This is a genomic window from Neoakkermansia glycaniphila, assembly GCF_001683795.1.
Lineage (GTDB): Bacteria > Verrucomicrobiota > Verrucomicrobiia > Verrucomicrobiales > Akkermansiaceae > Akkermansia > Akkermansia glycaniphila.
The window spans coordinates 30,478-45,229 of sequence record NZ_LIGX01000022.1; the positions used below are offsets into that span (position 1 = coordinate 30,478).

The window sequence follows — 14,752 nt, forward strand, 5'->3', positions numbered from 1 at the left end:
TATTTACGCGGATCTCCTTGATGACAATCGCCATTATATTTTTCTTTCCAGGATATTATAATTCAATGTCAGCGTCTCGATGGCCAGTCCGCTTTTCTGAGAATCCAGAGCGGACAAGCCCCATTTGATCGGAAACGCTCTGGAACATTCCCATGAGGCTGCAACCTCCCCGCGCTCGTTGCACAGAGTGATCACCAGCAGGCTGGGATTGATCCACCCGTTCCGGGAAAAAGCCAGGCAACTTTTCACCCATTCCGTGATCTTTTCGGAAAGCGGTTCCAAAGGGCGTTTCAACACCAGATTGCCGTGTTTGACCTGTCTGGGCAGCTTCAGCCATGCGCCGTCATCTCCCTGTTGTTGAGTCTCCTGAAAAACCATTTCCTGATCGAGACCGCTTATCTCCATGAATGAAGCCGCAGCATGGTCGCTACCCCACTGAAATTCAGCGTGAAAGATAAACCCCAGGGGGTAGCTCCAATCTTCATTTGACATAAGGATCTACATCAGGCCAACGTAATGCCTTCATGAACAAGTATCAGCGTCTCCATGGCAACATTGTTTCCATCTGCCTTGAAGCCTTCTACCGTGATCTTCTTCGGCCAGGCATTGGTCAGCTTCCAGCTTTGGGCAGGCGAGCCGCTTTCATCCAGCAGACTGATCGTCACGGCGCGCCGCTTGATCGTATTCATCTTGACTTCTCCGATCCAATCCCAGAACCGCTTGTCAGAGACGAAAATACCCTTCTTCAAGGTAATATCCCCGCTCTTCCTCAATCCCGGCATCTTGACCTTCGTGAAATCCTTGCTGTCGCCCGCCCTGTATTCGATCACATCAAACTCCATATCGAGGCCGGAAACCTCCTTGAACGACATATCTCCTATATCGTCTATACTGACTTTGAAATAAAATTCGGGCAACGGCCATATTTCTTTATCCTGTGCTTCTCCTGGCATAATATTTTTATCTAATGGTTAATTGTTTATCCAAATAATAACGACTATCCGTCAACTCTTCTGCATTTGTTGCTGGAAGGTGATTTCAATGAATTCCGCAGGGCGGGAAATGGCGACCAGAACGGTAATCCGCAACATCCCTTCCAGAATATCTTCGGGAGCCATGGTATCTCCCAGCCCGACATGCACGCTGAACGCATCCTCGGGCACAGAGCCGGCCAATCCGCCACGCTTCCATACGCCACGAAGGAAATTCTCAATCATGCACTTCATATTCAGCCATGTATTCGCATCATTAGCTTCAAATACATAAGCGCGGGCTGCATTCTTGATGGATTCTTCAAGGAACAGCATCGTACGGCGCACATTGATATAACGCCAATCCAGAGAATTGCCGTCCAGCGTGCGGGCGCCCCATACCTTGATACCTTCACCGATAAACGAGCGGATCGCATTGATGGCTTTTCCGTTCATGGGTACATTCAAATCCATCTGAGCAGCATTGTCGATAATCTCCGAAGGACTTTGCACATAATTCACGGAAACATTGGCCGGAGCTTTCCAAACGCCCTTCGTCTGATCCACCATCGTATAAAGACCGGCCATCGCAGCAGATGGCGGCAGCAAATTCAAATGGCTTTTCAGCGCTTTCATAGCCGTCTGATAAAGAGGGGAACTCTTCACGAGCAGGTAATGCAGATTGACCCGGTTCACGGTCTGCGACTCCGGGCTAATCTCAATGGTATTCTTCTTTTGCTTCTCTTCCGGAGTCGCTCCACTATCGTCATACTTGTACAAAACTCCATTGATGATCTGGCTTTGCCCTACACTGAGTGTAATCTTTTTCGCCATGCACTGCTCAATCGCTTGAGCCAAATGGGGATCAGAACCGAAAAAGCGGCGGCAATGCGTTTGGAATCCTTCTCCCAGCTCCACCATGCCCGGCTTGATCTCCGACAGCACGGAAGTATTCAGCCACGGATAATAGGCCGCGCCATAGGACAAACCATTGGCGCCGATACCCGTTTGGAATTTTGATATCTGGAGGGCCATCGGCTCATTTTCATCGCTCTTGGGTTGAACATCGAAAATGGCAAAGCGGTTTTGCATCTTGACGCAGTGATTCAGCATCTGCGTCTGCATATCGCTGCAACTCGCGGAATACGCGGCTTCAGGAACGACGACCATCGTAATTTCCTGCTCCTTCTCCAAAGCGGATAAGGCGCCTGCAACACTTTCCTTGCTGAGCATCGCACCGTATGTACCTACGGACACGATATAACACGTGCCGCCGCCATTGGCAAAAAACATCAGCATCTGGCGGTACAGCGTGTATTTATTATCCCCTGTAACGCAAAAGGCATACCCTTTTTTGACCGACTCGTTCTTCTCATTGGTTTCAACAACCTCCACGACCTGCTGAAATATTCCCGGATCCGGCTTCATCACAGCGTCTTTAGGAGTAATAGCTCCTTCCGAGTCACGTGAAGCTCCCGGATCATAGGTCTTGATATCGACCTTGAAATCAAGGGAAGGTCCTTCTCCGAAATACTTCACATATTCCGTCATGGAAGAAATCTTCCACGGCTTCATCAGCAAGGAATCCGCTCCGTTTTCGGCTTTCTGCGTGATTCCGATAAAGGCGGGAATCGCCGTTGGCGCTTCCACGACCGAATTGGGAAAAGCGCTCTTTTCCACAATATACACACCTGGTGTTTTGTATTCTCCCATAGTATTTATTCTATTTTAACATTATTTTATATATAACAGATTTGTCGGATGGCTCCCTCGCTGCCGGAAGAATATCTTCCGGCCTGAGGACTCGGCAAAAACCGGGCGACTATTCTTTTTCTGGGCGGAACTCTCTGAATAATTTCTGAAAGAATCAGATGATATTCATCCTGTTCGAAAGATTTAACGGGTTCCAAAGATGCAATTCTCCAAACGTTTGGTCCGAAGATGCTATCCTTTTGCGCTTCAGGTGTTCCGAACGAAACACACTGCGAAGCATCTTCCAATAAAAGCCGCGGCCCGCGGTCATCGTCCGGATGCCTGAGAATAAAGAAATACTCCCAGACATAACTGCGGGCACGAAACCGCAGCGTCACATCGCAGGATTCCCGATCCATCCGTGAAGCATCCGCTCCTTTGCCGCCGGGGCGTCCTGCTGTATCCTGGGCTGGGGGAACCATCTTCTCTTCAAGCCATTGCTTGCTGGGTGACCAGACAATCCGGCAGAAATCATTCCCATACCGTTTCTCTTCCCCATCGATCGGCCTTAATAGGGACATCACATCCAGCTCTCCGCTGCCTTCCACATCGATTCGATACACCTTGCGCGGGTCGTAGCCGTCACATACGGTATACGGGAAAAAATCCGGCCTGCATATGCGCATGGACAAGATCAATTCGTCACCGTCCATCAATCCGTGAAAACCTTCCCGGAGAGCCAGCCATTCCCACATGCCATGCGACAGTTTCCGGAACAGTACCCCACGGCGGCGCATCAACTCGGCGGTACACGGCAAAGGCATCAGCTCAACCATGTCACCGCCATTGGTATACTCGTGGCGCACACCTACGCGACCCAGGCTTACCCACTCGCTCATGCCTCCTCCTTTCGTATGCCGGAATGAACGAGGGGAGGATCCGTGACAATTCTTCCGCTTCCGGAGCTTTCGGCAGCATCAATCGCAAGCCTCCGCAATTTGCACATCACGGACGGATAATACTGCCCTCCCAATGTCGTCCAGATATTGTGTACATCCTGCAAAGACAACCCCGCCATCTCTACCGAATACACTTTCTTTTCAAATTCGAAAGTCGGCGCCGACTGGATGAAATGCAAGGTCGAGGAAAGAACCGCCAGCGATTCCGCATATCTCTGATCGTCATAAACGGCCGACAGCATCAAATCCAGATTCAACAACAGGGGAGGATAGCTCCGGATATACTCGCCGGAATCCCGCCGCATGCCGGATGCGTATCCCCCGGCCGCCTCCCGTTCGATATTGATGAGAGAAACAATCAGTTTACAGGGAGGTTCCCCTGTGCGACTGCCAAGAAAACCGACCTCCGCCACACCTTCCGGTCGGGCAAATTCACGGCGAAGGTATTCATCTAAACGCGCAGCATAAGATGTCAGGATCCTTTTGATCATACTTATTTTGAATGATTGATTGTCGATATGTAAAATCGGTTTTTTGATCCTGCTTTAAAACGCTAGATACACACATCTTATCCAGCTTTCAGCCAGATATGCTTCATGTGTCTACCCGCACGAAAGTGCCAAAAACCTCATATCTTCATGCGCAATTATTCATTTGAATATATTCCATGCACCGATATGAAAATCTTTCAGCCTTCTCTTCATTGTATGCAATATTATTTTATTTTCAAACATTTTATACTAACAAATTTATTATTGGGTTTTAAATATAAAACAATTTATTGAAATAAAGCAAAATACGAAATTCGAAGATTGTTATTATTCTTTTCTTCTCTTTCGGATAAAAAACGAAAACCCAACCGCAAAAGACGTATCAGGGAAATGAACAAGTGCCCCTATGCGGTCAGACATTCTATGAGGTGATCGCATGGTCGACATCTGTTTTCATGCACCGCCGACAAACCCAATCAATACATCAACTGTCCTCCGCCTCCTATCCGCAAACAAGACGAAGCCGCAGTTCAAAACAAGAAACGTGAGCGGAAGAATACTTCAGACTGAGATAAACATTCCCAGATATTGCCAGTTCGCACCACAATGTAAACTCTAGACCTACGCCGGGATGTTGTCTTGCCCCATCTTTTGTAAAATGCGACAAAGGACAGAACAATTTTTAGGAAAGGTAAATCTCCTATCAATCCATTCGTCATTATGAAACATCAGGACCGTGACGCGCTACCGCCAGCAAAAATTCATCGGCACCTTCCATAAGAGCATCGATGGGGCACCGCAACACCTTGGCGAACAGACACACCTCCGCATCGTTCACACGGCGCAAGCCCGTCTCCACCTTCGCCAGCGATTCACGCGACAACTGCCACCCCATAATCTGGCAATGAGCGATCAACGCCGTTTGCGTCCACTTCTTCGACTTGCGGATACGCCTTAAATTTTCACCGATAATATTCAACCCGATTCGTTTTTGTTCCATAAGTCGAACATTTTAGCCGTCTGACGCAAAATAATGTTCGCATTTCCGAACATTATTTTGTATAGTCTGAACACCGCAACATATAGATACCCTCCAGTACTTCATTTATCATATCAATCGAACCCTCACATCCAGCAGAACAAAAATGAAACGATACGAACAGTCAAAACGATGGAGCTTGTTGTACCCCGCACTCATGCTTTTGGCTTGTACCACACAAGCACAGGGACACTTGGGTGAAACAAAGGAGCAAATAACACAAGCTCTAGGATCAGCGATTACCCAAAACCAACCGAATTCAAACGGGACGGTAGAGATCTGGAGAAAAGGAGCCTATACCATCCAAGCGACATTTCATCCTTATGGAAATTGTACCAAGTTATTAATTAGGAAAAAGGCGAATACTGAGTTTTCCAAGGAAGAGGCAATAAAAATTAGAGCATTTTTGTGCCCAAACCATGTTTTCACTCCATTAGCTGATTTCCAGCGAGAATTCACCAATGGAGAATTGGAATTTGCCAAAGATGGAACTTACCAATCCGTTTTTACAAAAACGGCAACTGGCAATATTTTAATGCTCCGAGATACAAGACCAGATAAAAACACCAAAAATCCCGGTATTGCCAAAAAATGGGCCGAATATCAACAAACAGAAACTAAACCTGCTACCATAGGTGCCACTTATAAAACATTTGAAGATAAATGGGGGAAGTCATATCAAACCGAATTGAGTACATACGGATTTAACGCAACATGGATTGAACAAGGATACGAAATTACAGCGATATTTGCAGGTAAAACAGGCCCTTGTTTCAAAATTGTCATCCACCCTATTGCCCGCCAATCAAGCGGATTCCCTGCCGACATTTTACCGTCCATGGAAAAGCGTTTTATCCCACAAGCGCAATTTAATGAAATTTGGACCGAAGCACAACTTTCGGAGCAAGAGAAAAAAAAGAGAAAGGCGCAAGACAAAAAAGATTTTCCCTATGGTACGGGAACACCTCATCCGAATAGATTCTTTTTTAAAAATAAATCTATCATTCATATTTCAGAAGATGGTCGTTTCCGATCGGTATATTTAAACTCATACGATGCGCTTGGCACCGAGTTAGGGATATGGCTCATTGATATGTCGCTCGACGTGACGGCACAGAACTCTACAAGTAGTAACTTGAAAGACTTATAACCTCCCGCATACCATGCAACTTTACTTTTATACAAATACACAAGGAATCGTTTGCGGCCCAGTGACCGCAGATTCGTTGCAGGAAATGCTTGATCGGCGACAATTGAATCCACAATGCCAAGTATATATAGAAGAAGAGCAAACATGGAAACCATTGGCCTGTTTCATTACGGCACAACCTAGGCAACAAGTAAGCAGCACCAAACACCGTTCAGCAAATATCCCGCAAAAATATCGGCCCAATAATACGCCTAAATCACACGATTTACTGATATTAAAAATCTGCATATTTATCATTGGTAGTGCATCATTGATATATTATACATTTCGAAATCCCAAGCCGTCTCAATCAAGTCTCTCAAGTATCACCGAAGCCATCAGCCATACATCCAACTCATCTATAGCCATTCCATCTCCCTCACATCCTCAAAATTTCAAACTGGTCGGCACTATACAAAGCTCTACAGATGAATTCGGATTCACTTATATATATGCCCAAATCAAAAATGAATCCGGCACCAATTATCAATCCGTACACGCCTCATTCGCTATAAGGGATAAAAATGGCAATGTCGTCTCCATGGCATATGGCTGTTGCCTCAATATGAAAGCGGGAGAAACGAAAGCATTTGAAGCCGTCGCCCAAATAACTGTCTTCGATGGTATTACTCTAAATAGCGTATTCGGCACATAAAGGATCTGCTCTCTACCCTCTCTCAATGAAAAACCATCATGACAAAAGTTGCATTAATAGTGGAATATGTTATCGTCTTTCAAACCTGTAACGATGCATCCTTCCCACATTCCTGTTTGCCTCTTCCAATCCGCACGCCTCGACTTCCGCAAGCTTGCGGAGGGTGATTTCGCTGCACTCTGCGCCATTCTTCAGGATGAACGGACCATGTATGCATGGGAACACGGCTTTACGGCCGAAGAAGTCCGCGCATGGGTTGATAAAAACCTGCACCGTTACGAGACGGACGGCTTCAGCTATTTCGCCGCCATCCGGCGCGATACGGGCGAACTCATCGGTGTGATGGGACCTCTGATGGAGGAGGTGGAAGACACCCGGCATATCGGAATCGCCTATATTCTGCGCCGGGATTGCTGGCACTGCGGCTATGCTGCCGAAGGAGCCGCCGCCTGCCTGCAATACGCGTTCGAGGAGTTGCATGCCGAACAGGTCATTGCCCAGATACGCCCCGAAAACACGGCTTCACGCCGGGTTGCCGAACGTCTCGGCATGACCGTAACCGGCCAATTCGTCAAAACCTACCGGGGAAAGGACATGCCCCACCTGATCTACGCCATCGGCAGGGCGCAAGCCCAAGCCTTCATGCAAGCATAGTCCCGCGCTGATTCCATGCGTTGCCGCCGGTCCTATCGGCCGCCTCGTCAACAGGCCATCATTTCGAGGCGCCATTTCCCATCGCGATACCGGAAAGAGCATGACATCACATCCTTGCGTGCCTCTCCATCGGAATCTTTGCTTTCGAACCAGATACCGAGACTAATCCGGTCATCACTTATACACCAAATACCACCGCTAGGCTGCATCGTCAAACTGATGGGAATCGGCGAATCCGACCCTTTTTCGAGATTTCCGACAATCCTGTCCCATACCTTTCGTAACGTTTCCTTCTTCACCTCGGCAGGAATGCGCACATGCGAGCGGGCGACCCACCCCGAATCATCCGTCCAGACGTTCCGCCCATCCACACGCTTGTGGCTGCCTCTCTGCGCCCGAACAGGCTTGCCTTCCACACCGTATTCCGTCACCTCAAGCGCACCGTCCTCCACCTTCACGATAAACTCGGCGTCCTTGCTGAAAAGACGCAGCGTTTCACCGTCGAGAATCTGAAAAACATCCGTCTCCGCCTTTTCCGTCAGCAGGCTGCCCATCATCTGCCGCACTTCGGCAATATCGGGAGCTACTTTGGATTCAGCCGCACGCTCTGCACCGAAGGCGGAGGATACAGCAACAGCGGTACAACCCAGCATCAGGGTAGTATGTATATTCATATAATCCTGTACTATCACACGGGTCTTCTCCAGTCAACCGAAAACATCCATCAACACGCACTGATAAAAACCTGCCATTTCCCGTCGATCCATCGGCAAAGACAAGACATCATCCGGGTAGAGCCGTCTCCCAAGATCATTTCAATGCCGATACTGATCTCACCCGAATCATGCACCGTCATGCCCGAATGTGCCTTCTGTTCCGAAACGCCCAGATCCTCATGCACTTTCCGCACCCAGTCCCGGAGAAAATTCGCCGATACGGCAACAGGCACGCGATATTGCCGCACCGCCTCCATCCCGGGATCATCCACCCAAACCAATCCGCCGTCCTCCTGCACGTATGTGCCGCGCTTGCTCCCGCCGGAGGGGCTTCGGCAGGCACAGCGGGCGGAGATTGATACGAAGCTTCCCCCGGCAGCGACAAAAAAGCCGTTTTTCCGAACAGCCGAATCGTCACGCTCATACCGATCAGTTTCCCGTACTGGTACTCCTTCATCACCTGCACCGCCGCTGCTGCGCCCTCCGGCAAGCCTCCCTCCAGATAAATATACGGTCTCGGATCCCCCGCTGCCGGGCCGGATGCAGATGCAAAGGCGGACAGCCCCGCCACGGCGGCAAGCCCGCACCCCGGCATTAAAGAAACGAAGCGATTCATCACACTGCCCTTCATACTGCCGGCAGCACATGAAGTCAACCTGAAATTCGATCTCATCTGCATCACAACGGCCGACATGCACCATGTCGCCGCTGCGGGGAGATTGCCCTTGAACCGCCCATCGATGTCGGGTACAATCCCGCCATGCCGACGGTTACTTTGTCTCTGGGAAAGGATTCGTACGATGTCCATGTCATGAACGGCGCTCTCGACCGCCTCGGCGACCTCGTTCACCGCAGCCGCCTGACGGGTCATGCCGCCATCGTGACGGATACGACGGTCGTACGCCACTACGGTGAACGCGCCCGCCTCGCTCTTGAAGAGGCCGGCTACACGACCTCCCTGCACGTCGTCGATGCCGGCGAGCAGAGCAAGAGCCTTGCCACTGTCGAAACGCTGGCCTCCGAACTGGTCAAGGCCGGAGTGGATCGCTCCGGATTCATCGTCGCGCTCGGCGGCGGAGTCGTCGGAGACCTCGCCGGGTTCACGGCCTCCATCCATTACCGCGGCATCCCGTTCGTTCAGGTACCCACCACCATCATGGCGCAGGTGGATAGCTCCGTAGGGGGTAAAACCGCCGTCAACATCCCTGCCGGGAAAAACCTTGTCGGCTCCTTCCACCAGCCCCGCCTCGTCGTCGTCGATCCTCTCACGCTCACCACGCTTCCCGCCCGCGTCATCCGCGAAGGCATGGCCGAGATGGTGAAACACGCCGCCATCCGCGATGCCGCCATGCTCTACGACATCCGCGCGCTCGCAGAAGAAACCGAACTCGGCTTCACCCTTTCGACCATCGAACGCCTTCCCGACCTCATCGCGCGCAACATCGCCATCAAGGCCCGCGTCGTCGAAGAAGATGAAAAGGAAACCAAGGACGTACGCGCCTTCCTGAATTTCGGCCATACCCTCGGCCACGGCATCGAAGCCGCCGTCCCCTACGGCGAGCTGCTGCACGGCGAAGTCGTCAGCCTCGGCATGCGTGCCGCCCTCTTCCTCAGCGAAAAATATGCCGGGCTTTCCGCCCATGCTTCGGAAGATGTTCTCTCCACACTCAAGGCGCTTGAGCTTCCCCTCGTCCTGCCCGAAGGAATCGACCCCGCGACTGCGCTTGAAAAGACATTGACGGACAAAAAATTCCAGGCAGGCATGATCCGCTTCGTCCTGCTCGGAGCGCTCGGACAGCCGACCATCTCGGACGATATCACGATCGACGACCTCAAGGAAGCGCTTGCTCTGCTGCAACGGCCCGCGTAAAACGCAGCTCCATTCCCTCCCCATGCACGGTTCCGCTCTTGACGCACCGGGGAGCATCCTGCTATAAACAGTCCACATGACGGACATTGCGTAACAAGGGATTTCCATGGCGATCCCGAAAACCGGGCCATGGAACTGCCCTCCGCCTTCTCGCGCCCGACGCACGGAAGGATTTTGAACCACCGCGGCAATAGCGTTCCCATCGCAACGGAACGGTTGCCTACCCATTCATTTCAAAGATTACGCAATCATGAACCTGCAAATACGCCCTGAAAACGATCAGGATTTCCATCTCGTCGAAGACCTCACCCGCAACGCCTTCTGGGATGTTTACCAACCCGGATGCACCGAGCATCTGATTCTCCACAGGCTGCGGCAGTCGCCCGGCTTCATTTCCGCACTTGATCTCGTCGCCGAAGACGAAGGGGTCATCGCCGGACACGGCATCGCCACCCGGGCAACCGTGACGGATGCTCAGGGAACCTCCCACGATGTCCTCTGCCTCGGCCCGTTGAGCGTCGATCCCTCCCGCCAGGGCCAGGGCATCGGCGGCAGCCTCATCCGCGCCCTGACGGACAAGGCCCGCGCGCTCGGCTACCGGGCCATCGTCCTGATCGGGCATCCGTCCTACTACGGGCGCTTCGGATTCCGCTGCACGGAGGAATGGGGCATCACCATGCCGGACGGCAGCTGCTTCCCGGAAATGATGCTCGTCGAACTCTACCCCGGCGCACTGGACGGCATACGCGGCACCTTCCATCCGGACGCCGCTTTCGATGTCTCACAGGAAGAAGCCGATGTCTTCGACCTCCGGTTCCCCCACCGGGACAAACACATCACCGACACCCAGCTCAAGTAAGGAGGACGTTGCACGGACATTGCACTTGTCGCACTCTCAAGGTTCGTGATAGGATAGCGCCATGAAAGACCCACGTTTCGACGCGCTCGCCCGGCAACTGGTCGGCTACTCCACCCGCCTGCAGCAAGGCGACCACATCCTGCTCGAACTTTCCGATGCGCCCGATGAAATGGCCGTCGCCCTCATCCGCGCCGTGCGTGCAGCCGGAGGCTTCCCCCACATCCGGCTGCACCACGGCCTCGTCTCCCGCGAGATGATGGCCGGAGCGCAGGAAGAACAATACGCCGCCGTGGCGGACGACCTGATGCACGAAATGAAGCGCATGCAGGCCTACATTGCCATCCGCGGAGCGAACAACAGCTTCGAGAACTCCTCCGTGCCGCCGGACAAAATGCAGCTCGTCATGAAGCACATGCGCCCGGTCGTCAACCAGCGCGTCACCCACACCCGCTGGTGCGGCCTCCGCTGGCCCACCCCCTCCATGGCCCAGCAGGCGGGCATGGGCACCGAAGCCTTCGAGGACTTCTACTTCCGCTGCTGCCTGATGGACTACGCCCCGCTCAAGGCCGCCATGGACATCCTCGCCAAGCGCATGGAAGCCACGGACCAGGTCCACATCACCGGGCCCGGCACCGACCTGCGCTTCTCCATCAAAGGCATGCCCGCCATCCCCTGCGCGGGAGAATACAACATGCCGGACGGCGAAGTCTTCACCGCCCCCATCCGCGACTCCGTCGAAGGCATCCTCCGCTACAATGCACCCACCGTCTTCCAGGGAACGCCGTTCGACGGCATCGAATTCCGCTTCGAGAAGGGCCGCATCGTCGAAGCCCACTGCAACGGCAATGACGAAGGCCTCCGCCACATCCTCGACACGGACGAAGGCGCACGCTACATCGGCGAATTCGCCCTCGGCGTGAACCCCGCCATCCTCCAGCCCATGCGCGACATCCTCTTCGACGAGAAAATCGCAGGCTCCTTCCACTTCACCCCCGGCGAAGCCTACGACGTCGCGCCGAACGGCAACCACTCGCAGGTTCACTGGGATCTCGTCTGCATCCAGCGCAAGGACTACGGCGGCGGCGAAATCCGCTTCGACGGCGAACTCATCCGCAAGGACGGCCTCTTCCTCGACCCCGCCCTCGCCTGCCTCAACCCCGAGCCGCAAGCCTGACCCCCTCCGGCATGGATACGCCCGACGACACGCCGCAACCCGGCCAGCCGCGCCGATTCTGGACCCGCCGCCGCTTCCTGACGGCGGGCCTGCTAGCAGCGGCAGGCACGGCCTCCTACGGATGGTGGGAAGCCGACCGGCTGGAATGCAACGTCATCCGGCTTCCCAAGGGACTGCTGCCCGGCATTCCCCGGCTGCGTATCCTGCACCTGTCCGACATGCACGACGATGTCGCCATGCTCCGCCGGGCCATCGACAAGGGGATCGAAGCCAAGCCGGATTTCGCCGCCTTCACGGGCGACCTCGTCACCAGCTTCACCCGCCTGGCGCGCACCCGCAGCTACATCGAACCGTTGAAATACCTCGCGGAGAGCATCCCCTGCTACGCCTGCTACGGCAATCACGACATGGAAAAGCTCGAAAGCGTGGAGCGCATCTTCCAGACGGCCGGAATCCGCATCCTGCGCAACGAAAGTGCGCTGTGGACCGCACCCGACGGCAGAACCCTCCGCATCGCCGGAATCGGCGACTGGACGGAAGGGGATGAAGACCCGGGCAAATGCCTGCAACCCCTCTCTGCCGGCACGCCGCCCCAGCCCGTCATCGTCCTCTCCCACAACCCGGAAAGCCGCTTCGCCCTCGAAGACTATTACTGGAACCTCATGCTCTGCGGCCACACCCACGGCGGCCAGATCGGCATCCCCTTCACCGGCAAATACCTCAGCTTCCGGGGAGACATGGTCGCCGGGCTGTACCCCTTCGACGGCAAATGCGACAACCGGCAGGTCTTCGTCACGCGCGGCGTCGGCAACATCGGCGGCATGCGATTCTTCTGCCCGCCCGAAGTCGATATCCTCGAATACGAGGGATGAAAGGGTTTCAGCCACAGATTTCACAGATTGGCACAGATGTTGGATGATTGAATCCGGCTGATTGCCGGATGGCAAATCGAATTGTTTGATCAATATTGCATCAAACAATAGCAAGATGCAGGAAATACATCTTTCATTCATCTCTTGCAATCCGGCTGATCGCCGGATTCTTACTTGAAAAATCTGTGCCAATCTGTGAAATCTGTGGCTCAACCCCTCCTCACCGCCCCAATCCCCGCCACCCGGCAAGATAGGCGTTGACGTTTCGCGGCAAGGTTGTTAGCATGGGCCATCATGAAACCTACCGATTCTCCCGGCCTGAGCACCATCGTCATTCGCGGCGGTTACAAAAACGAACCTGCGACCAACGCCTGCGCTGTCCCCCTCTACCTGACGAGCGCCTACAATTTCCCGACGAGCGACTACGCCGCCGACCTGTTCGCCCTGAAGCAGCCCGGCAACATCTACACCCGCCTGAACAACCCCACCAACGACGTGCTTGAACAACGCCTCGCCGCGATGCACGGAGGCACGGGAGCCCTCGTCTTCTCGTCCGGGCAGGCCGCCACGACCACCGCCGTGCTGAACATCACCAGCGCGGGACAGAACATCGTCGCCTCGAACGCCCTCTACGGCGGCACGATGAACCTCTTCGCCTACACGCTCAAACGCCTCGGCATCGAAACACGCTTCGTCAACACAAAAGACCTCGCCGCCGTCGAAGCCGCCATCGACGAAAACACTCGCCTCGTCTTCTCCGAAACCATCCCGAACCCGCGCAACACTGTGGAGGATTACGAAGCCATCGCCGACATCGCCCACAGGCACGGCATCCCCTTCATCATCGACAATACCGTCACCCCTCCGAACTGGTTCAACCCCTTCGAACACGGCGTGGACATCATCGTCTATTCCCTCACCAAATTCATCTCCGGCCACGGCACAGTACTGGGCGGTGCCATCGTCGAAAAAGGCACCTTCGACTGGAACAACGGCAAATTCCCCGAAATCTGCGAACCCGATCCCTCCTACCACGGCGTCAGCTACTGGGAAAGCTTCCCCGGCATGTCCTACGTCCTCAAGGCGCGCGCACAACTCCTCCGCGACTTCGGCAACTGCCTCTCCCCCTTCAACGCCCACCAGATCATGCAGGGCATGGAAACGCTGCCGCTGCGCCTCAAGGCTCATGCCGACAATGCGCTGTCCGTCGCCGAATGGCTCTCGAAACATCCCGCCGTCACCTCCGTCAACTATCCCGGCCTGCCCGCCCATCCCGACCACGCCATGGCGGCCCGTTACTTCAAGAACGGCTTCGGCGGCATGATCGGCTTCACCATCAAGGGCGGCCGCGCAGGCAGCCGGAAATTCATGGACGCCGTCCAAATGCTCTCCCACATGACGAACCTCGGCGATGCGAAAACGGTCGTCACGCATCCTGCGTCCACCACCCACCAGCAGCTCACCGACCAGCAACTCATCGACTGCGGCATCTCGGAAGACTTCATCCGCATGTCCGTCGGCCTCGAAGACGTCAAGGACATCATCGCCGATCTCGACCAGGCGCTTGCCGCCTCCCAGTCCTGACGCGGCAACAGCTCCCTCTCATCCGGC

Annotated in this window: 16 protein-coding genes; 8 read left to right on the forward strand and 8 right to left on the reverse strand. The window is 53.9% G+C overall.

The features are described 5' to 3' along the window. Positions 1-33: 33 nt before the first annotated feature. The 6 genes from AC781_RS06710 to AC781_RS06735 form a co-directional block, all read right to left on the reverse strand. Positions 34-492: a phage tail protein gene (locus AC781_RS06710; RefSeq protein ID WP_083076683.1), complete on the reverse strand. Its 459-nt coding sequence runs from the start codon at positions 490-492 to the stop codon at positions 34-36. An 11-nt stretch (positions 493-503) separates the two neighbouring features. Next, positions 504-953 (reverse strand): phage tail protein, encoded by a 450-nt coding sequence (locus AC781_RS06715; protein WP_067775498.1) that lies wholly within the window; start codon positions 951-953, stop codon positions 504-506. Between the two features lie 51 nt (positions 954-1,004). Beyond that, on the reverse strand, positions 1,005-2,684 hold the full coding sequence (locus AC781_RS06720; RefSeq protein ID WP_067775503.1) for a phage tail sheath family protein: 1,680 nt from the start codon (positions 2,682-2,684) through the stop codon (positions 1,005-1,007). Positions 2,685-2,710: 26 nt separating this feature from the next. Beyond that, positions 2,711-3,562 (reverse strand): hypothetical protein, encoded by an 852-nt coding sequence (locus AC781_RS06725; RefSeq protein ID WP_067775506.1) that lies wholly within the window; start codon positions 3,560-3,562, stop codon positions 2,711-2,713. Next, the gene (locus tag AC781_RS06730; protein WP_067775509.1) at positions 3,559-4,113 is read right to left on the reverse strand and encodes a Pvc16 family protein; all 555 of its coding nucleotides are present in this window, start codon (positions 4,111-4,113) and stop codon (positions 3,559-3,561) included. The genes AC781_RS06725 and AC781_RS06730 overlap by 4 nt, the downstream gene beginning before the upstream one ends. A gap of 718 nt (positions 4,114-4,831) precedes the next feature. Then, complete coding sequence (locus AC781_RS06735; RefSeq protein WP_083076685.1) at positions 4,832-5,113, reverse strand: helix-turn-helix domain-containing protein; 282 nt, start codon at positions 5,111-5,113, stop codon at positions 4,832-4,834. A gap of 145 nt (positions 5,114-5,258) precedes the next feature. On the opposite strand from AC781_RS06735, the gene AC781_RS06740 reads away from it, so the two are divergent. The 3 genes from AC781_RS06740 to AC781_RS06745 all read left to right on the forward strand — a co-directional run bounded on the left by AC781_RS06740 (position 5,259) and on the right by AC781_RS06745 (position 7,650). Beyond that, entirely contained in the window at positions 5,259-6,302 is a 1,044-nt protein-coding gene (locus tag AC781_RS06740) for a hypothetical protein (RefSeq protein WP_071133339.1), read from the forward strand. Positions 6,303-6,315: 13 nt separating this feature from the next. Then, positions 6,316-6,996, forward strand: a complete 681-nt coding sequence (locus AC781_RS13695; RefSeq protein ID WP_141675796.1) for an FxLYD domain-containing protein — start codon at positions 6,316-6,318, stop codon at positions 6,994-6,996. A gap of 93 nt (positions 6,997-7,089) precedes the next feature. Next, positions 7,090-7,650: a GNAT family N-acetyltransferase gene (locus tag AC781_RS06745; protein WP_067775515.1), complete on the forward strand. Its 561-nt coding sequence runs from the start codon at positions 7,090-7,092 to the stop codon at positions 7,648-7,650. A 47-nt stretch (positions 7,651-7,697) separates the two neighbouring features. On the opposite strand, the gene AC781_RS06750 is transcribed toward AC781_RS06745, so the two are convergent. Both AC781_RS06750 and AC781_RS06755 read right to left on the reverse strand, forming a co-directional pair. Further along, entirely contained in the window at positions 7,698-8,324 is a 627-nt protein-coding gene (locus AC781_RS06750) for a hypothetical protein (protein WP_067775518.1), read from the reverse strand. A 50-nt stretch (positions 8,325-8,374) separates the two neighbouring features. Further along, positions 8,375-9,067: a hypothetical protein gene (locus AC781_RS06755; RefSeq protein WP_141675797.1), complete on the reverse strand. Its 693-nt coding sequence runs from the start codon at positions 9,065-9,067 to the stop codon at positions 8,375-8,377. Positions 9,068-9,126: 59 nt separating this feature from the next. Here AC781_RS06755 and aroB point away from each other — a divergent pair, with 59 nt between their 5' ends. From aroB to AC781_RS06780, 5 genes are all read left to right on the forward strand, one after another. Continuing rightward, the gene (aroB, locus tag AC781_RS06760) at positions 9,127-10,236 is read left to right on the forward strand and encodes a 3-dehydroquinate synthase (RefSeq protein ID WP_067775524.1); all 1,110 of its coding nucleotides are present in this window, start codon (positions 9,127-9,129) and stop codon (positions 10,234-10,236) included. Positions 10,237-10,486: 250 nt separating this feature from the next. Further along, positions 10,487-11,095 carry a GNAT family N-acetyltransferase gene (locus tag AC781_RS06765; protein ID WP_067775527.1) on the forward strand — a complete coding sequence of 203 codons (609 nt, stop codon included), beginning with the start codon at positions 10,487-10,489 and terminating at the stop codon, positions 11,093-11,095. 61 nt (positions 11,096-11,156) lie between these two features. After that, positions 11,157-12,269, forward strand: a complete 1,113-nt coding sequence (locus AC781_RS06770; protein ID WP_067775530.1) for an aminopeptidase — start codon at positions 11,157-11,159, stop codon at positions 12,267-12,269. An 11-nt stretch (positions 12,270-12,280) separates the two neighbouring features. After that, complete coding sequence (gene yaeI, locus AC781_RS06775) at positions 12,281-13,141, forward strand: phosphodiesterase YaeI (RefSeq protein ID WP_067775534.1); 861 nt, start codon at positions 12,281-12,283, stop codon at positions 13,139-13,141. Between the two features lie 294 nt (positions 13,142-13,435). After that, positions 13,436-14,725 (forward strand): O-acetylhomoserine aminocarboxypropyltransferase/cysteine synthase family protein, encoded by a 1,290-nt coding sequence (locus AC781_RS06780; RefSeq protein ID WP_067775538.1) that lies wholly within the window; start codon positions 13,436-13,438, stop codon positions 14,723-14,725. Positions 14,726-14,752: the final 27 nt, after the last annotated feature.